Genomic DNA, 17,153 nt, shown 5'->3' with positions numbered 1-17,153 from the left:
CTTGGCGCTGCGGCGGACGCATAGGGGGAGAGAAGTGTCACCTATGTATCCGGTTCAAAGTGTTACCCATCTATCGGCTGGACAAGGGTGAGGGGCAGCGCAACATCAAACATAAATACCCCAACGCCGGTGCCGCCCCTCATCCGGCTGCCGCCACCTTCTCCCCGTATAGTGACGGGGAGAAGGGAGACACTCTGGCAACACTCACCTTCTTCGGTTAGCTTCGCCAAAATTCCTTGGCGGAAGGATGAACCTTTTTGAACCGATCGGCGACAGAGCAGACAGGAGCCAGGCGGCTCGACCGGCCATGACGGCAGCGACCGAGACTGATCGCGCGCTTGTCGACCGGGTCGCGAAGGGCGACCGTGCCGCTGTTCGGCTGCTGTTCATGCGTCACCACGCGCGGGTCTACCGCTTCGTGGTGCGCCAGACGGGATCGGAAATGATGGCCGACGATATCGCAAACGAGGTCTTTCTTGAGCTGTGGCGCCAGGCGCCCGGTTTCGAAGGGCGCTCGGAAGTCTCGACATGGCTGCTCGGCATCGCCCGCTTCAAGGCGCTGTCGATGCTGCGCAAGAAAAAAGAAGACTGGATCGATGACGACGATGCGGCGCAGGTTCCCGATGGCGCCGACACGCCGGAAGTCGCCACCATGAAGGAAGACAAGGGCGCCGCCTTGCGGCGCTTCGTCGATGCCTTGCCGGAGGAACACCGCTCGGTGGTCGACCTTGCCTATTACCATGGACAGTCGGTGACGGAGATCGGCGAGGTGCTCGGCATCCCGGTCGCCACCGTCAAGACCCGAATGTTCTACGCCCGCAAGAAACTCGGCGAAGCCCTCAAGGCCGCCGGTTACGACAGGGGGTGGCCATGAGCAATCCTGAAGATATGAGCGCCGCTGGAAAAATGTCACGCCGTGACGAAATGGAAACGCTGCTGCCGTTCTACCTGAACGGCTCGCTGGAAGGCTCGGACCTCGAAGCCGTCGAGGAATGGCTGGCGAGCGATCCGGCGGCGATGGCGGCGCTTGGCGAGGCTGAGGCGGAATTCTCCGGCGCCACCGCCGCCAACGAGGCGATCCGGCCACCGGCCGATGCGCTCAGCCGCTTTGCCAGGGCGCTCGACGCCGAAGCCGGACCGGTCCGCGCTCCCGCGGGCCGTTCCTGGCTGGCGCAGGCACTCGGCCGGTTCACGGCGATGCCGGCCACGGTCGGCTGGGCGGCAGCGGCGGTGCTGCTGGCGTTGGTCGTGGTGCAGTCCTACGTGCAGACCGGCGGCAAGAGCCATGATTTCGAGGTTGCCGGCGCCGAGGATGAGCTGACGAAACTGCCGTTCGCGCTGGTCAAGTTCAAGCCGGATGCGAAGATGTCCGACATCGCCGCCTTCCTCGACCAGAACGCGCTGAAGATCGCCGGCGGGCCGACCGCCTCGGGCGTCTTCCGCATTGCTATCCCGGTCAAGACCGGAGCAGACTACACCAAGCTCGTCGGTCTTATTGCCGCCCAGCCGTTCGCGGAGACTGTGATCGAGGGAAGGAAACCGGTTGATGGCAGCTAGGGCGGTCATTCGATTTGCGGCGATCCTGGTGGCGGCGACGACAATCGTCGCCGTGCCGGCGTCGGCGCAGACCAATGATCCCAATGCCGGCCGGGCCGACTGCACCGACGCGGCCGGAGCGGCGGCTGCCGACTGCCCGAAAGACGGCAATGAGGCCAACGTCGGCGGCGAACCAGGCGCAGTTACCCTTCCGGCCCTGATCGTCGACCTGTTTCCCAACCCACCGGCTCCCGTAGCGCCCGTGCCGACGCCACGGCCGTCAGCGCCGCCTGCCGACACGCAGGCCGGGCCACCCGCCGGCGGGGCGATCGTTTCGCCGACCGATCTTGTCGCGACCGCGCCGCGCCGTGCCATCGCCGGCGAGTTCGTGCCCGACGAGGTGCTGGTGACCGTCGACGGCGATGCCGGCGCCGTCCAGCAGATCGCCGCCTCCTTCGGCCTTGAAGTGCGTTCGCAGCGCCAGTCGCGGCTGCTCGGCACCACACTGGTGCGCTTCGGCATTCCCGACGGCCGCACAGTCGGCGCCGTGCTGGCGCAGCTGGCCGCCGATGGCCGCACCCTGCGGCGCGAGCCAAACCATATCTATTCGCTGCAGCAGGCGGCCGGCATCGTCAACTATGCCTTCGAGCGCATTCAGCTCGACAACAAGCAAGCCAGTGGCGAAAACGTGCGCATCGCCGTCATCGACACCGGCATAGACGACACCAATCCGGCGCTTTCCGGCGTCATTGCTGATCAGTTCGACGCCATGCCCAACGTGCCGGTCGAAAAGCGTGACCACGGTACCTCGGTCGACGGGCTGATCGCCGGCGTCGGCCCGCTCGAAGGCATGGCGCCCGGCGCCAGGATCTATCACGCCCGCGCCTTCGAGGACGGCAAGTCGACCATGGATGTCATCCTGTCGGCGCTCGACTGGGCGGCGGACCAGAATGTCAGCATCATCAATATGAGTTTCGTCGGCCCCAAGAACGACCTGCTCGCCACCGCCTGCCGCAACGCCCGTGGGCTCGGCATCATCCTGGTCGCGGCGGCCGGCAACAACGGGCCGAAAGCGCCCTATGGTTACCCCGCCGCCTATGAGGGCGTGATCGCGGTCACCGCCACCGACGCCAAGGACGGGCTGATGCAGCAGGCCAATCGCGGCGCCTATGTCTTCATCTCGGCGCCCGGCGTCGAGATGGTGGCGCCGAGCGGCGCCGGCTCCGACGTCGTCACCGGCACCTCGTTTGCCGCCGCGATCGTGTCCGGCGCTATCGCCAATTTGATCCACGCTTCACCCGAGCGCTCCGCCGACGACATCGAAAAGGCGCTGGCCGCCACCGCCAGGGACCTTGGCCCGAAGGGGCGGGACAATGATTTCGGTTATGGGCTGCTGGATACGAAGGCGGCGGCGAACAAGTAAACCGGGCGAAATTCGCGCCACCAATTCAGAGCGCCGGGCCCAGCCGGACAGGGCTGCCATCATGGAAGCGCGACAGCCGGAAGCGGCTGAGGTCGTGCCCGGTCTGGTTTCCCTGGATCAGGTCGGCAACGACACGGCCTATGCCAGGCCCGATACCGAAGCCGTGACCGCTCATTCCCGTCGCGACGAAAAGACCACCGACGGCCGCCACATGATCCACGATGGGGACGACGTCCGGCATGGCGTCGATCATGCCGCCCCAGCCTGCCTTCAGGCGAACCCTCTCGAACTGCGGAAAGAGGTGCTTGAACTTGCGTTTTATCGAACGCAGACGGGCCGGTTCAGGGGCCGGGTCGAGCACCCGCATTCTCTCGAAAGGGCTGTGCGAATCCGGCGCCCAATCGCGCGGCGTCGACCAGGCATCGGGGTAACCTGACGGCGCGAACGGAAAGTAGCGTGTCCCCAGCGGATTGTCCCTCAGCGCAGGAAGATATTTGGTGGCGTGCCGGAAGGCGTCAGGTCCCAGGTAATGCAGATGGCTGCCGCCCGCGGCGAGCGTATACCCGCCATCCTGCCGGCGCCTGAAAGCGATGTGTTCGTCAGTCGCCGCACCTGCATAGATTTCAGCCAAGGGGTCCGTTGCGGCTGCGGTTACCCTGACGCTGAGCTGGGGGATGGAGACGCCGTGTCTTCTCAGGAACAAGGATGACCAGGCACCTCCCGCGACCAGCACGCTGGAGGCCTCGATATACCCCGTCTCGGTCCACACGCCCTTGACCTTGCCGTCTGAGATTTCGAGGGTTCGCGCTGCGCAATTCTCGACGATTTTGACGCCTTTTCGCACGGCGAGCCGGGCAAGTGCGGGCACCGCCAGCCAAGGCTCCGCGCGCATGTCGGAGGGCGTCGTCATCGCGCCCTTGAATTTGCGCGACATGCCTTTGATGAGTGTCGCGGTTTCGTCTGCATCCAGGAGACGGGTGTCGAGCGCATGGATCGCGGCGATCTTCATGAAGGCTTCGAAGCCGGCCATGTCCTTGTCGGTCTTCGCCAGGTAGGTCACACCTGTCTGGGTCAGGCCGATGTCCTCGCCGCATTCCTCAGCCAGTTGCCGCCACAGGCGAATAGCCTCGATGACGATGGGCAGTTCATCCGCGTCTCGTCCCTGCTTTCGGATCCAGCCCCAGTTTCGGGACGACTGTTCGGCCGCAATGCGTCCCTTTTCCAGCAGCGTCACCGGGATGTTCCGCTGTGCCAGGAAAAGCGCTGTCGTTACGCCGATGATGCCGCCACCGACAATGACCACCTCCGACGCTTTCGGCGGCGGGCCAGGATGCCGGATTGGATCCGTTTCGGAGAACGGGAATGTGGGCAAGTGGCGCACCCTGAGGACTGGTTGATGGCTCTGGCTTACTGGTTGCCACCCACTAGAAGCCAAATCAAGGACAGGTCCAGGCAGACCGTTGTCCCAACAAAGTCAATCTATCTGCGGGCAACATCCACAAGGGTGAACTTGCCCAGCGGAGCGATGGATTAATCCCTAGACCGGGGCGCCTGCGACCGAACCCCTGACCACAAGGTCGACTGGCCAGACCTCGCCTCGCGCCCCTTCTTCCAAGCCGGAAATGCGCGCTGCCAAGCGTTCGGCGATGCGGGCGCCGGCCAGGCGGATCGACGAGCGCGTCGTCGACAGCGGCACGGAAAAATTCTCCGGCTTCAGCCATGGGAAAACGTCGTCATGGGCAATCAGCGACAGGTCGCCGGGAATGGTCAGGCCAAGGTCGCGCACGGCGCGCACGACGCCGAGCGACATGATCAGGCTGGAGCAGGCGATCGCCGTCGGCGGTTCGCTTTGTTCGAGCAGGCGCCTGGCGGCGCGATAGCCGTTCTCCTCGGTCATCGTCACCGAGCAGACATGGCGCTCGCCGAGCGTCAGGCCGCTCGCGGCCAGCGCCCTGCGCATGCCGCGCTCGCGGTGGATGGCGAAGGTCTCGCGGTCGTCGCCATTGATCAGCGCCAGCCGCCGGTGGCCGAGCTGAACCAGCAGCCGGGCCGCATCGTGGAAGCCGCCCTCATTGTCAATGTCGGTGAAGGGGTAGTCGAAATCGGAACCCTCGCTGCGGCCATGGACGATGAAGGGAATGCCAAGCGTGTTGACCAGCGCCACCCGCCGGTCGGCCGGGCGCGGCGAGGAGATGTAGACGGCGTCGACCTGTCGGTTGGCGACGATGCGGCGATAGGTGGTTTCCTGGTCGTCGGCATCGGCCGGCGACAGCACCAGGTCGAGCTCGTGCGAGCGGGCATAGTCGCCGAGGCCGGAGAGGAATTCGACGAAATGCGGGTCGATGTCGACGGAGGCGCCCGTCGGCAGGACATAACCGATCATGCCCGTCTTGCCGGTCGCCAGCCGGCGCGCGCTCGGGTTGGGCCGGTAGCCGTGGCGCTTGGCGGCATCCACCACACGCCGGCGGGTTTCCTCGTTGACCTCGGGATAGCCGTTGAGCGCACGGCTTACCGTTGTCTGCGACAGGGCCAGCATATGAGAGAGCTGCTTCAGGTTCACTGGGAGGCCTCCAAGCCTCAAAGCGCTTTTAATTTTGAAGCCACGCGGCGCCACAACGGGCGCGGCCAAGCTGGTCGACCATACGCACTGGTCCGGCCAGTTTGAAGCTTAATACGCTGCTGCACCGCCGTAAAACTATGCTGCAGTGCACTTTACCAAGTCTTCCAGCTCGAAATTAAATCGATTAGCTCACCGCCCTCTTGACTTGCAGCCGATTCAATGGCGAGATCAAAAAGACCAAAGCGCTTTGGAAGACTCTTCGAAAGGTTGCGGTTCCTTTCTGAACGAGTCACAGTCCTGCAGCGTCGGCGGGCGGAATGGAGGTTCCGTCCGGGTGTATGTGTCCACACTGGGAGGAATACCGATGAAGAAGATGCTTCTGCTTGGCGCAGCGTTTGCCACGCTCGCCTTGTCCCTGCCGGCGCAAGCCGAACTGAAGTTCAAGCCCGGGGAAGATAAGCGCTTCAACTGGGCCAATTACGAAGAGCTGAAGAAGGTCGATCTCAAGGGCGAGACGCTGACCATCTTCGGGCCCTGGCGCGGCGAGGACGAAGGCCTCATCCGCACTGTTCTCGAATATTTTCAGGAAGCCACCGGCGCCGAGATCAAATACTCCTCGTCGGAAAATTACGAACAGCAGATCGTCATCGATACCCAGGCCGGCAGCCCGCCCAATATCGCCGTACTGCCGCAGCCGGGCCTGATCCAGGATCTGGCGTCCAAGGGCCTTTTGACGCCGCTGGGCGACGACACCGCCAAATGGATCAAGGACAATTACGGCGCCGGCCAGTCATGGGTCGATCTCGGCACCTTCAAGGACAAGGACGGCAAGCCGGGCTTCTTCGCCTTCCCCTACAAGGCCGACGTGAAATCGCTGGTCTGGTATTCGCCCGACAATTTCGAGGAAGCCGGCTACAAGGTTCCCAAGACCCAGGAAGAGCTCGCCGACCTCGAGAAGAAGATCATCGCCGACGGCGGCACGCCGTGGTGCATCGGCCTCGGCTCAGGCGGCGCTACCGGCTGGCCGGCGACCGACTGGGTCGAAGACATCATGCTGCGCACCCAGACGCCCGACGTGTATGACAAGTGGGTAAAGAACGAGATCCCGTTCAACGATCCGGCGGTGGTCAACGCCATCGACATTTTCGGCAAGATCGCGACCGACGACAAGATGGTCGACGGTGGGGCCAAGGCGGTTGCCGCGACCGACTTCCGCGACAGCCCGAAGGGCCTCTTCTCGGTGCCGCCGAAATGCTACCTGCACCATCAGGCATCGTTCATCCCGACCTTCTTCCCGGAAGGCACAAAGGTTGGACAGGACGCCGACTTCTTCTACTTCCCGCCCTATGCATCCAAGCCCGAGCTGGGCACGCCTGTGCTCGGCGCCGGCACGCTGGCCATGATCACCAAGGATTCGAAGGGTGCACGCGCGTTCATCGAATTCCTGAAAATGCCGCTGGCACATGAAATCTGGATGGCCCAGGGCGGCTTCGTCACGCCGCTCAAGTCGGTCAACAAGGATGCCTATGCCAGCGACGCGCTGAAGAAGCAGGGCGATATCCTCGCCAATGCCTCGACCTTCCGCTTCGACGGTTCGGACCTGATGCCGGGCAAGATCGGCGCCGGCGCCTTCTGGACCGGCATGATCGATCTGGTCGGCGGCAAGTCGGCGCAGGATGTCGCCACCGACATCCAGAAGAGCTGGGACGCTATCAAGTAGTCAGCTGGCAAGCAGTCAGCTGGCAAGTAACCACTGCCAAGTAATCAGCCGCTTTGGCGGCAAATTCAGGACTTCCTCCACAGACTGGGTCCGGGCCGCTATGGCCCGGATCCGACCGGCGCCTTACGCCGGACCGATTTGCGTTCGTTCGTTTCAGAATAACTTAAATCGGCGCAGAGCCACATCGCCAGGGCTGTTCAAGGCCCGGCCGATCATGCGCAGGGAAGAGGGACCCATGGCTGCTCAGATCTTATCGGCCATTTTTGTCATCATCATCGGCGTCGGCGGCTGCGTCGCCTATTTCTGGGGCGCCAACAAGCTGGTCGACCTGATATTCCCGTCGCGCGGCGTGGCCGGGGCTGCGGCCATCGACAATCTGCGCCGGCAAGGACTGGTCCGTCCGTGGCTGTTCGTCGGCCCGGCGATGATCATCCTCACCGTCTACCTGATCTATCCGGTGGTGGCGACGCTCTGGCTGTCCTTCCTCGACCGCGGCGGCCAGCATTTTGTCGGCTTCGCCAACTATGAATGGGCGTTCGGCGACCGCGAGTTCCGCAACTCGATCCTGAACAACATCATCTGGCTGGCGGTGGTGCCCGCCGCCTGCACCTTTCTAGGGTTGATAATCGCCGTGCTCACGGACAAGATCTGGTGGGGCACAATCGCCAAGAGCCTGATCTTCCTGCCGCTGGCGATCTCCTTCGTCGGCGCCAGCGTGATCTGGAAATTCATCTACGAATATCGCGGCGAGGGCCAGACGCAGATCGGCCTGCTCAACGCCATCATCCAGTATTTCGGCGGCCAGCCGCAGGTCTGGATATCGCTGCCGTTCTGGAACAATTTCTTCCTGATGATCATCCTGATCTGGATCCAGACCGGCTTTGCCATGGTCATCCTGTCTTCGGCGTTGCGCGGCATCCCCGAAGAGACGCTTGAAGCCGCGGTCATCGACGGCGCCAATCCGTTCCAGATCTTCTGGAAGATCATGGTGCCGCAGATCTGGGGCACCATCGCCGTGGTCTGGACGACGATCACCATCCTGGTGCTGAAAGTGTTCGACATCGTGCTGACCATGACCAACGGCCAATGGAACAGCCAAGTGCTGGCCAATCTGATGTTCGACTGGATGTTCCGCGGCGGCGGCGATTTCGGCCGCGGCGCCACCATCGCCATCATCATCATGATCGCGGTCATCCCGATCATGGTCTGGAACATCCGCCAGGCGAACAAAGAGACGGGAGGACATTGAGATGGCCGTCGCGACCGGAAAGTCCTTTGCCAGCCGCTTCGGCGTCCACATCGCCGTGCTTGTCTTCGTCGCCGTCTGGACCGTGCCGACGCTCGGCATCCTGGTCTCGTCGCTGCGCGACAAGGACCAGATCATCGCCTCGGGCTGGTGGAACTCGTTCTCCAGCTCCAGCCAGACTGAAGCCGGCCGCCTGCCGCCGGCCTCGGCGCAGGTCGAGAAGGACGGCAAGTTCCTGCTTGCCGGCAATATCTTCGGCGACGGTGCTGCGCGCAACATCAGCGCCTTCGGCGTCAAGTCGGCGGCACCGACGCAATATCCGGCCGGCACCACTGCCGATCTCGGCGACGGCGTGACCTTGCAGCTCAATGCCGACGGAACGTTCGTCATGAGTTCGCCCAAGGCTTTCGAAGGCGACCGTGGCCAGCGCGTCTATTACGCCTCGTCGGCGCCGCCGAAATTCACCACCGACAATTACAAGACCGTGCTGTTTTCGGAGGGCATCGGCCGCTCGTTCATAAACTCGCTGACCGTCACCATCCCGGCGACGGTCATCCCGATCCTGATCGCCGCCTTCGCCGCCTATGCATTGGCGTGGATGCGTTTTCCCGGCCGCGCCTTGCTGATCGCCACAATCATCGGCCTGCTGGTCGTGCCGCTGCAGATGTCCTTGATCCCGCTTTTGAAGATCTACAACGGCGTCGGCATCTTCTTCGGTGTGCCGTCGAAAACCTATCTCGGCATCTGGCTGGCGCATACCGGCTTCGGCCTGCCCTTCGCCATCTATCTCCTGCGCAGCTATATTGCCGGCCTGCCGCGCGAGATCATGGAATCGGCGCGCATAGATGGCGCCAGCGATTTCGAAATCTTCGTCAAGATCGTGCTGCCGCTGTCCTTCCCGGTGCTGGCGTCCTTTGCAATCTTCCAGTTCCTGTGGGTGTGGAACGATTTGTTGGTGGCAATGGTTTTCCTCGGTACCGAAGGGGACCAGATCGTGCTGACCGCGAAGCTCAACGCGCTGCTCGGCTCGCGCGGCGGCGACTGGGAAATCCTGACGACATCGGCCTTCGTCACCATTATCGTGCCGCTGATCGTGTTCTTCTCGCTGCAGCGCTATTTCGTCCGCGGGCTGCTGGCCGGCTCGGTCAAAGGAGGTTGAGACTTATGCAAGCCGCTTTGAAGGCGACCTCGAAGCCCGATCTCGCCGTCGATCGCGACTGGTGGCGGGGCGCGGTGATCTACCAGATCTATCCGCGCTCCTATCAGGACTCCAATGGCGACGGCATCGGCGACCTCAAGGGCATCATCCGCAGGCTGCCCTACATCGCCTCGCTCGGCGTCGACGCCATCTGGATTTCGCCCTTCTTCAAGTCGCCGATGAAGGATTTCGGCTACGACGTCTCGGACTATTGCGACGTCGACCCGATGTTCGGGACGCTCGCCGATTTCGACGCGCTGGTTGCGGAAGCCCATCACCTCGGCCTCAAGGTGATGATCGACGAGGTGCTGTCGCACACCGCCGACAACCATCCATGGTTCAAGGAGAGCCGCGCCAGCCGTAGCAATCCCAAGGCCGACTGGTATGTCTGGGCCGACGCCAGGCCGGACGGCACGCCGCCCAACAACTGGCTGTCGATCTTCGGCGGCTCGGCCTGGCAGTGGGACACCAGCCGCCAGCAATATTATCTGCATAATTTCCTGTCCGAGCAGCCGGACCTCAACTTCCACAATCTGGAAGTCCAGGACGCGCTGCTCGACGTCACCCGCTTCTGGCTGGAGCGCGGCGTCGACGGCTTCCGCCTCGACACCATCAATTTCTACTTCCACAGCCAGGGGCTGGAGAACAATCCGCCGCTGCCGCCCGAAGAGCGCAACGACCAGACAGCACCTGCGGTCAATCCCTACAACTACCAGGACCATATCTACGACAAGAGCCGGCCGGAAAACCTTGCCTTCCTCGAACGGTTCCGGGCGCTGCTCGACGAATATCCGGCGGCCGCCGCGGTCGGCGAAGTCGGCGATTCGCAGCGTGGGCTGGAAGTGGTCGCCGCCTACACCGCCGGCGGCAAACGCGTCCACATGTGCTATTCCTTCGATTTCCTGGCGCCGGAAAAGATCAGCGCCGCCAAGGTGCGCCAGGTGCTGGAAGCCTTCGGCAAGGTCGCCAGCGACGGCTGGTCGTGCTGGGCCTTTTCCAACCACGACGTGATGCGTCCGGCCTCGCGCTGGGCCGCCGACGAGGCCGACCCGGCCGCCTATCTGAAGGTTATCTCGGCGCTGCTGATGTCGCTGCGCGGTTCGGTCTGCCTCTATCAGGGAGAGGAGCTTGGGCTGGGCGAAGCCGAGTTGCAGTTCGAGGATCTGCAGGACCCCTACGGCATTCGCTTCTGGCCCGAATTCAAGGGCCGCGACGGCTGCCGCACGCCGATGGTGTGGGATGCAACCGCCAGCAATGCCGGCTTTTCGACGGCCAAGCCCTGGCTGCCGGTGCCGGGCAAGCACTTGTCGCAAGCGGTCAATGTTCAGCAGGGCGACGCGGCCTCGCTGCTCGAGCACTACCGGCGCTTTCTCGGTTTCCGCCGCCAGCATCCGGCCCTGGCCAAAGGCGACATCGAGTTCATCGAAAGCGAGGGCGACACCGTCGCCTTCACCCGCCGTGAGGGCAATGAGCAGATCGTCTGCGTCTTCAATCTGGCCAGCAAGCCGGCCGAGGTCGATCTCGGTGGTCAGGCGCTGCTGCCATTGGCCGGGCACGGTTTTTCGGGACAATCCGGCACAGGTTCCATCCGCCTCGGCGGCTACGGCGCCTGGTTCGGGCGCATCGACTGAGTTTTTGACGAAACTGGATTTTTTGAGGAAATCCAGGTTCTCTAGGGAAATCACTGGGAGGAAATTATGGCCGATGTCACGCTGAGACAGGTGAAGAAATCATACGGCAATCTGCACATTCTCCACGGCATCGACCTCGACATAAAGTCGGGCGAGTTCATCGTCTTCGTCGGCCCGTCGGGTTGCGGCAAGTCGACCTTGCTGCGGTCCATCGCCGGGCTTGAGGAGATCACCTCCGGCGAGCTGAAGATCGCCGGCGAGGTGGTGAACGACGTGCCGCCTTCCAAGCGCGGCATTGCCATGGTGTTCCAGTCCTATGCGCTCTATCCGCACATGACCGTCTACGACAACATGGCCTTCTCGATGAAGATCGGCAAGGAAAGCAAGGCCGAGATCGACAAGCGGGTGCGGCAGGCCGCCGAAATCCTGCAGCTGACCAAATATCTCGACCGCCTGCCCAAGGCGATGTCGGGCGGCCAGCGCCAGCGTGTCGCCATCGGTCGCGCCATCGTGCGCAATCCGAAAGTGTTCCTGTTCGACGAGCCGCTGTCGAATCTCGACGCGGCGCTGCGCGTCGCGACCCGCATCGAGATCGCCAAGCTCAAGGAATCGATGCCTGCCACGACCATGATCTACGTCACCCACGATCAGGTCGAAGCGATGACGCTCGCCGACCGCATCGTCGTGCTGAAGGACGGCCATATCGAGCAGGTCGGCACGCCGATGGACCTCTACAAGAAGCCCGGCAATCTGTTCGTTGCCCAGTTCATCGGCTCGCCGGCCATGAACATCCTGCCGGCGACAATCGACAGGACGGGCAACCCGACAATCGTCAGCCATGTCGGCGGCCGCAAGGCAACGGTGCCGATCGCAACGCCGGCGTCAGCAAAGGGTGCGGCAGTCAGCTTCGGCGTGCGGCCGGAGGATCTGTCGGCCGCCACCGGCGCGGAATATCTTTTCGAGGGCGTGGTGGACTATGTCGAGCAACTCGGCGAGGTGCAGCTTGTCTATGTCGATATCGGCCGCGCCGACCTGCCGTTGGTGACCAAGCTGCCCGGCAATGTCGAGGTCAAGCGCGGGGCAAAGCTGCGACTGACCGCGGATGCCGGGGACCTGCACATCTTCGACGCCGATGGGCACTCCTTCTCGCTCAAGCCGGTGGAAGTGAAGGCGGCTTGAGATAGCTGCGTCGTACAGGCATAAAAAAAGAGCGGCGGGCCAGGCCCGCCACTCTTTTTTAAGCTTCGGCTGTTAGTTGTTGCCGAACCGATCCCTGTCGCTGCTCTGAGGAACGAACTTCTGTTGGTCGTCCGACGAGTTCAGCAGCTTGTAGACCGCCGAGTTGGTGCCGGTCGACGAAGTGCGGGTGGTGTCGACGGCAGCGGCCGGCTGGTTGGCGCCATTGGAGCCATAATTGTCGCTGCCGGCAAAGGCAGCGCTCGAAACAGCCAGAACGGCTGCGGTGGCGAGAACGATCTTCTTCATTTTAGTCTCCTGAATTTTTCTGATGCTGCCAGCTGCAGCGGATAAGCCCGCCACGTGCTGGAAACCGGCTTTTAGCGGCCGAAAAGGTTACGGTCGGCACCGTGGGCAGGCGCCTGCTCGGCTGGAGCCGACTTCTCAACCGAAGCCGTATGGCCACTATCGGTCGACGTAATCGCAGGCTGGTTGGCGCCGTTCGAACCGTAGTTGTCGCTGCCGGCGAAAGCGCTGCCGGAGATGGCCAAAACGGCGGCGGCAGCAAGGATGATCTTTTTCATTTCAAATACTCCTGAATTTTTTGGGATCCCGAGAGCGACGGGTTAGCCGCCCTTCTTTGGTCGGGATCAGCGATTGCCGTAGAGGTCGCGGTCGGCGCCCTGAACGACAGGCTGCTTGTCAGCGTGCGCCGGCTTCTGAATGGAAGCCGTATACGAGCTGTCGACCGAGACGGCTGGCTGGTTCGCACCATTGGAACCGTAATTGTCGCTACCGGCGAAGGCGCTGCCGGTGATCGCCAAAACGGCTGCGGCAGTGAGGATGATCTTTTTCATTTTTAGGACTCCAGTTTGTCTGTCCGTCTAGCGGCGTGTCTTGGGAGGAATTCGCGTCGTTCGGACAGCCCCGATGTGGGAAAGCCATAGGCTGGTTTCCAATCACGAAGTTGTTCCGTGTGGACCACGGTCCTGCACCTTGAAATTGTGCCAGGAAGTTCCTCTATGGTCATTTATCGCATTGTTTTCAGTTGCTTATGTCGAACCGAGTGGTTCGCTCCGGTGTCGGTTTCCGGGCCGTCGTTCACACCGTCCTGCACGCATTGTCAACAGAAACGAACCGTTCGGTTCGATTAGAGATTGCTAATAGTAACTTTTCGATACCGTTGAGCCCTTTTTGCCCCCGATCGGAACTGGATCCGCAGCGATTCGAAACGGCGATGATAGCGCCGCAAGACAGGATCTCAGCCCTTCGGTGGTCGGCGGGGCGTATGCCGCGCGTGTCGCGCCGCATGGATACGATGTCGCTTTCATGCCGACGTCGCGATCGCTGCCGTGATTAGATGATCGCATCTCAGGTGCCGCTTCGTGACGACGCAGCGGAGAATTGGGAAGCCGGTCAGAATCCGGCGCTGCCCCCGCAACGGTGGTGGAGTTGAAGTCGCAACGGGAGACCACTGGGCAAGAGCCTGGGAAGGTGTCGCGATGGTCCGCAAGGACAACTCCAGAGCCCGGAAACCAGCCCGAGATGCATAGACTCGACTGATCGCGGTGGGCGGTCAAGAGGTGGATAGTGCATGTCCGGCGCCGCGCCGGCCTGCGTCCGATCCTTCCTCCATCACCACCAAGTTCAGTCCTTAAACCACGAGGACAGAACTATGGATACGCGCAACGACATGCTGAGGCTCCTGAACGGCCGCAAGCAAGGCTTTTCGCTGGAACAGCCCTTCTACACCGACCCGGACTATTTCAAGCTCGACATGGAGCTTATCTGGTATCGCGACTGGCTGTTCATCGGCCATGATTGCGAACTGCCGAAGCCCGGCAGCTATATCACCGTGCAGATCGGCGATTATCCGGTGGTGCTGGTCCGCGACCAGAAGGGCAACATCAACGCCTTTCACAATTCCTGCCGCCATCGCGGCAGCCGTGTCTGCAACACTGAGAAGGGCATGGCGGCAAAGCTTGTCTGCCCCTATCACCAGTGGACCTACGAGCTTGACGGCCGGCTGCTGTTTGCCCGCCAGATGGCCGACGGTTTCGACAAGAGCCAGTTCGGCCTGAAGCCCGTCGCCTGCGAGAGCGTCGGCGGCTACATCTTCATCTGCCTGGCGAAAGAACCTGCCGACTTTGCGCCGATGCGCGCCATGATAGAGCCCTACCTCAAGCCGCACCGGCTGAATGAAGCCAAGGTCGCCTTCGAGAGCACCATCATCGAGAAGGGCAACTGGAAGCTGGTCTGGGAAAACAACCGCGAATGCTATCACTGCGCCGGCAATCATCCAGAGCTGTGCAAGACATTCCCCGAAGCGCCGACGGTGACCGGCGTGCAGGGCGCCGACAGCGATCCGGAGATGCTGGCGCACTGGGCGAAATGCGAGGCGGCGGGCCTGCCGAGCAAGTTCCGCATCGATCCGGCCGGGCAATACCGCGCCACCCGCGCGCCGCTGCTGCGCGATGCCGTCAGCTACACGATGTCGGGAAAGCGCGCGGTGACGAAGAACCTGTCCGACACTGTTGCCGCCGACCGCATCGGCACCTTGATGCACTACCACTATCCGACGACCTGGAACCACATACTGATCGACCATGCGGTCACCTTCCGGGTGCTGCCGATCAGCGCCACCGAAACCGCGGTGACGACCAAGTGGCTGGTGCACAAGGATGCGGTCGAGGGGGTCGACTACAACCTTGAGGAGCTCACCCATGTCTGGACCGAGACCAACGACCAGGACCGCCGCATCGTCGAGGAAAACGCCTTCGGCATCCTGTCTCCGGCCTATGAGCCCGGCCCCTATTCGGAGCTGCACGAGGGCGGCGTGATCCAGTTCGTCGAATGGTACGCGGCCTTCATCGGCCCGCGCCTTGCCGAAGGCGGCCGGCCGGCGCTACGCAGCGTCGCGTGAGCTGGAGCAGGCGAAGAGGGACCAGAGGATGAATGCGATGACGGATCTTGGGCTCTATCGCCATCTCGACCAGATGGCGCCGTGGAACGATAGGCTGCAGGTGCTGGAAGTGATCGGCGTCAGCGACGAGGCGCCCGACGTCAAGACCTTCACCTTCCGCTCCGACAACCAGACCTGGTTCCGCTACAAGCCGGGCCAGTTCCTGACGCTGGAACTGCCGACACCGGACGGGCCGCTGATGCGCACCTACACGCTGTCGTCGTCGCCATCGCGGCCGTTTTCGATCGCGGTGACGATCAAGGCGCAGGCCGGCAGCATCGGCACGCGCTGGATGTTCGACCATCTGGTGCCCGGTTCGCATGTCAAGGCCTACGGACCGGCCGGCGACTTCTCGTTGCACAGCCACCCGGCGGCCAAATACCTGTTCATTTCCGCCGGCTCCGGCGTGACGCCGATGATGTCGATGCTGCGCTGGCTGAACGACTGCGCGCCATGGACCGATGTCGGTTTCGTCAACTGCGCGCGGCGTGCCGAAGAGATCATCTTCCGCAAGGAACTCGAACTGCTCGGCGGCCATATGCCCGGCCTGTCGCTCGGCTTCATGATCGAGGAACGTTCCAGCCGCGAAGGCTGGTACGGCCATATGGGCCGCATCGACGCGATCCGGCTGCCCTTGCTGGCTCCGGACTTCCGCGAGCGCGAAATCTTCTGCTGCGGCCCCGATCCGTTCATGCGCGCCGTGCGCGGCATGCTGGATGCCGCCGGCTTCGACATGACGAAATACCATCAGGAGAGCTTTGCCGCGCCTGTGGTGGAGGAAATTCCGGCGCCGTTTGCCTCCCCGGTCGAGGACGGCATCGCTGCACCTGTCGAAGCCGTGACGCCGATCCGCTTCTCGCTTTCGGAGGTCGACGCCGGCTGCGTCGCCGGCCAGACCGTGCTGCAGACCGCGCGCAGCTCGGGCGTGCGGATTCCCGCCGCCTGCGAGTTCGGCCTGTGCGGCACCTGCAAGGTGAAGAAGGTCTCCGGCGAAGTCGAGATGAGCCACAATGGCGGCATCCTCGACCACGAGATCGATGACGGTTTCATCCTTGCCTGCTGCTCGAAACCATTGTCGGCGCTCGAAATCGAGGCTTGAGCCGGTCGACTTCGCCGCAACGGTCGCCGACGCAGGCGTTGTATTCGCGGGTCTTTGTCTTGCCAACCAACGGCCAAGTGATTTAGACGCACTTAGGAAGGGCTTGGCAGACCGTGAAGCCGGCGCATCCCTTCAGGGCGCATGGGACGGGGGACACAGCGATGCAACAGCGGGTCTACGCGGTCGCAAGCAAGGACATCGTTTTCGAATCATTCGATGGCGAAGCCGTCGTTCTCGATCTTTCGAACGGCAAGTATTTCGGCTTTTCCGATTCCGGCAGCCGGGTCTGGCAGGCTTTGTCGTCCGGCGTCGCCACTGAAGCGCTGGTCGGAGCTGCCGCGGGCGCCGCAAAAACAAGCCTGGCCGACCTCGAAAGCTTCGTTGCCCGACTGCTCGATTTCGGGTTGCTTGCGCCAGCCGAAACACCGGCACAACCGCTTTCGGGCGAGCTGTCGGCTGCGCTTGCTGCCAGCAATGAGCCGCTCAAGGTCGATGTCCATGACGACCTTGCCGATCTCATCATTGTCGACCCGATCCATGAGGTCGAGGAACCTCTCGGCTGGCCGGCGGTGAAACAGGCATAATCGTTTCCCGAAAGCGCG

At 62.7% G+C, this 17,153-nt stretch carries 17 protein-coding genes and 1 riboswitch; of the genes, 12 read left to right on the top strand and 5 right to left on the bottom strand.

Annotated elements, in window-relative coordinates:
* From NKJ75_RS24410 to NKJ75_RS24395, 4 genes are all read left to right on the top strand, one after another.
* Nucleotides 1-221, top strand: a 221-nt coding sequence (locus tag NKJ75_RS24410) for a hypothetical protein (protein ID WP_352500302.1), incomplete at its 5' end; no start/stop codon positions are given.
* Nucleotides 222-307: 86 nt separating this feature from the next.
* Nucleotides 308-874 carry a sigma-70 family RNA polymerase sigma factor gene (locus NKJ75_RS24405; RefSeq protein WP_023725917.1) on the top strand — a complete coding sequence of 189 codons (567 nt, stop codon included), beginning with the start codon at nt 308-310 and terminating at the stop codon, nt 872-874.
* Between the two features lie 14 nt (nt 875-888).
* A complete protein-coding gene (locus NKJ75_RS24400; protein ID WP_023745152.1) occupies nt 889-1,557 on the top strand; it encodes a hypothetical protein in 669 nt (222 codons plus the stop codon).
* On the top strand, nt 1,547-2,959 hold the full coding sequence (locus NKJ75_RS24395; protein WP_023745153.1) for a S8 family serine peptidase: 1,413 nt from the start codon (nt 1,547-1,549) through the stop codon (nt 2,957-2,959). Before NKJ75_RS24400 ends, NKJ75_RS24395 begins: the two co-directional genes overlap by 11 nt.
* Nucleotides 2,960-2,984: 25 nt before the next feature.
* On the opposite strand, the gene NKJ75_RS24390 is transcribed toward NKJ75_RS24395, so the two are convergent.
* Together NKJ75_RS24390 and NKJ75_RS24385 are read right to left on the bottom strand one after the other, a co-directional pair.
* Entirely contained in the window at nt 2,985-4,331 is a 1,347-nt protein-coding gene (locus NKJ75_RS24390) for an NAD(P)/FAD-dependent oxidoreductase (RefSeq protein ID WP_352500301.1), read from the bottom strand.
* A 165-nt stretch (nt 4,332-4,496) separates the two neighbouring features.
* Entirely contained in the window at nt 4,497-5,519 is a 1,023-nt protein-coding gene (locus NKJ75_RS24385) for a substrate-binding domain-containing protein (protein ID WP_023745155.1), read from the bottom strand.
* 364 nt (nt 5,520-5,883) lie between these two features.
* Here NKJ75_RS24385 and NKJ75_RS24380 point away from each other — a divergent pair, with 364 nt between their 5' ends.
* From NKJ75_RS24380 to NKJ75_RS24360, 5 genes are all read left to right on the top strand, one after another.
* Nucleotides 5,884-7,239: an ABC transporter substrate-binding protein gene (locus NKJ75_RS24380; protein WP_023690253.1), complete on the top strand. Its 1,356-nt coding sequence runs from the start codon at nt 5,884-5,886 to the stop codon at nt 7,237-7,239.
* 235 nt (nt 7,240-7,474) lie between these two features.
* Nucleotides 7,475-8,488: a carbohydrate ABC transporter permease gene (locus tag NKJ75_RS24375; protein WP_023668891.1), complete on the top strand. Its 1,014-nt coding sequence runs from the start codon at nt 7,475-7,477 to the stop codon at nt 8,486-8,488.
* A gap of 1 nt (nt 8,489) precedes the next feature.
* Entirely contained in the window at nt 8,490-9,644 is a 1,155-nt protein-coding gene (locus tag NKJ75_RS24370) for a carbohydrate ABC transporter permease (RefSeq protein WP_023834417.1), read from the top strand.
* Nucleotides 9,645-9,649: 5 nt separating this feature from the next.
* Nucleotides 9,650-11,314 (top strand): beta-galactosidase BglA, encoded by a 1,665-nt coding sequence (gene bglA, locus NKJ75_RS24365; protein WP_031198273.1) that lies wholly within the window; start codon nt 9,650-9,652, stop codon nt 11,312-11,314.
* A 66-nt stretch (nt 11,315-11,380) separates the two neighbouring features.
* Nucleotides 11,381-12,493 carry an ABC transporter ATP-binding protein gene (locus NKJ75_RS24360; protein ID WP_023668888.1) on the top strand — a complete coding sequence of 371 codons (1,113 nt, stop codon included), beginning with the start codon at nt 11,381-11,383 and terminating at the stop codon, nt 12,491-12,493.
* A gap of 72 nt (nt 12,494-12,565) precedes the next feature.
* On the opposite strand, the gene NKJ75_RS24355 is transcribed toward NKJ75_RS24360, so the two are convergent.
* The 3 genes from NKJ75_RS24355 to NKJ75_RS24345 all read right to left on the bottom strand — a co-directional run bounded on the left by NKJ75_RS24355 (nt 12,566) and on the right by NKJ75_RS24345 (nt 13,347).
* Entirely contained in the window at nt 12,566-12,799 is a 234-nt protein-coding gene (locus NKJ75_RS24355; protein ID WP_023694259.1) for a DUF680 domain-containing protein, read from the bottom strand.
* Nucleotides 12,800-12,870: 71 nt separating this feature from the next.
* Complete coding sequence (locus tag NKJ75_RS24350; protein WP_023668886.1) at nt 12,871-13,074, bottom strand: DUF680 domain-containing protein; 204 nt, start codon at nt 13,072-13,074, stop codon at nt 12,871-12,873.
* 66 nt (nt 13,075-13,140) lie between these two features.
* Nucleotides 13,141-13,347 carry a DUF680 domain-containing protein gene (locus NKJ75_RS24345; RefSeq protein WP_023668885.1) on the bottom strand — a complete coding sequence of 69 codons (207 nt, stop codon included), beginning with the start codon at nt 13,345-13,347 and terminating at the stop codon, nt 13,141-13,143.
* Between the two features lie 499 nt (nt 13,348-13,846).
* Nucleotides 13,847-14,048: riboswitch (cobalamin riboswitch) on the top strand.
* A gap of 117 nt (nt 14,049-14,165) precedes the next feature.
* On the opposite strand from NKJ75_RS24345, the gene NKJ75_RS24340 reads away from it, so the two are divergent.
* The 3 genes from NKJ75_RS24340 to NKJ75_RS24330 all read left to right on the top strand — a co-directional run bounded on the left by NKJ75_RS24340 (nt 14,166) and on the right by NKJ75_RS24330 (nt 17,135).
* Nucleotides 14,166-15,413, top strand: a complete 1,248-nt coding sequence (locus tag NKJ75_RS24340; RefSeq protein WP_023668884.1) for an aromatic ring-hydroxylating oxygenase subunit alpha — start codon at nt 14,166-14,168, stop codon at nt 15,411-15,413.
* 37 nt (nt 15,414-15,450) lie between these two features.
* The gene (locus tag NKJ75_RS24335) at nt 15,451-16,551 is read left to right on the top strand and encodes an FAD-binding oxidoreductase (RefSeq protein ID WP_023690258.1); all 1,101 of its coding nucleotides are present in this window, start codon (nt 15,451-15,453) and stop codon (nt 16,549-16,551) included.
* A gap of 161 nt (nt 16,552-16,712) precedes the next feature.
* The gene (locus tag NKJ75_RS24330) at nt 16,713-17,135 is read left to right on the top strand and encodes a PqqD family protein (protein ID WP_023684294.1); all 423 of its coding nucleotides are present in this window, start codon (nt 16,713-16,715) and stop codon (nt 17,133-17,135) included.
* Nucleotides 17,136-17,153: the final 18 nt, after the last annotated feature.

The organism is Mesorhizobium sp. M0058, from assembly GCF_040323095.1.
Classification (GTDB): Bacteria; Pseudomonadota; Alphaproteobacteria; order Rhizobiales; family Rhizobiaceae; genus Mesorhizobium.
The sequence above is the reverse complement of the archived record's forward strand: the minus strand, read 5'-3'. Positions and strand labels throughout refer to the sequence as shown.

Excerpts from the sequence above, each read along its gene's own strand:
- NKJ75_RS24405 (WP_023725917.1), top strand. The coding sequence starts at position 308 with ATGACGGCAGCGACCGAGACTGATCGCGCGCTTGTCGACCGGGTCGCG.
- NKJ75_RS24400 (WP_023745152.1), top strand. The coding sequence starts at position 889 with ATGAGCGCCGCTGGAAAAATGTCACGCCGTGACGAAATGGAAACGCTG.
- NKJ75_RS24395 (WP_023745153.1), top strand. The coding sequence starts at position 1,547 with ATGGCAGCTAGGGCGGTCATTCGATTTGCGGCGATCCTGGTGGCGGCG.
- NKJ75_RS24380 (WP_023690253.1), top strand. The coding sequence starts at position 5,884 with ATGAAGAAGATGCTTCTGCTTGGCGCAGCGTTTGCCACGCTCGCCTTG.
- NKJ75_RS24375 (WP_023668891.1), top strand. The coding sequence starts at position 7,475 with ATGGCTGCTCAGATCTTATCGGCCATTTTTGTCATCATCATCGGCGTC.
- NKJ75_RS24370 (WP_023834417.1), top strand. The coding sequence starts at position 8,490 with ATGGCCGTCGCGACCGGAAAGTCCTTTGCCAGCCGCTTCGGCGTCCAC.
- bglA (WP_031198273.1), top strand. The coding sequence starts at position 9,650 with ATGCAAGCCGCTTTGAAGGCGACCTCGAAGCCCGATCTCGCCGTCGAT.
- NKJ75_RS24360 (WP_023668888.1), top strand. The coding sequence starts at position 11,381 with ATGGCCGATGTCACGCTGAGACAGGTGAAGAAATCATACGGCAATCTG.
- NKJ75_RS24355 (WP_023694259.1), bottom strand. The coding sequence starts at position 12,799 with ATGAAGAAGATCGTTCTCGCCACCGCAGCCGTTCTGGCTGTTTCGAGC.
- NKJ75_RS24350 (WP_023668886.1), bottom strand. The coding sequence starts at position 13,074 with ATGAAAAAGATCATCCTTGCTGCCGCCGCCGTTTTGGCCATCTCCGGC.
- NKJ75_RS24345 (WP_023668885.1), bottom strand. The coding sequence starts at position 13,347 with ATGAAAAAGATCATCCTCACTGCCGCAGCCGTTTTGGCGATCACCGGC.
- NKJ75_RS24340 (WP_023668884.1), top strand. The coding sequence starts at position 14,166 with ATGGATACGCGCAACGACATGCTGAGGCTCCTGAACGGCCGCAAGCAA.
- NKJ75_RS24335 (WP_023690258.1), top strand. The coding sequence starts at position 15,451 with ATGACGGATCTTGGGCTCTATCGCCATCTCGACCAGATGGCGCCGTGG.
- NKJ75_RS24330 (WP_023684294.1), top strand. The coding sequence starts at position 16,713 with ATGCAACAGCGGGTCTACGCGGTCGCAAGCAAGGACATCGTTTTCGAA.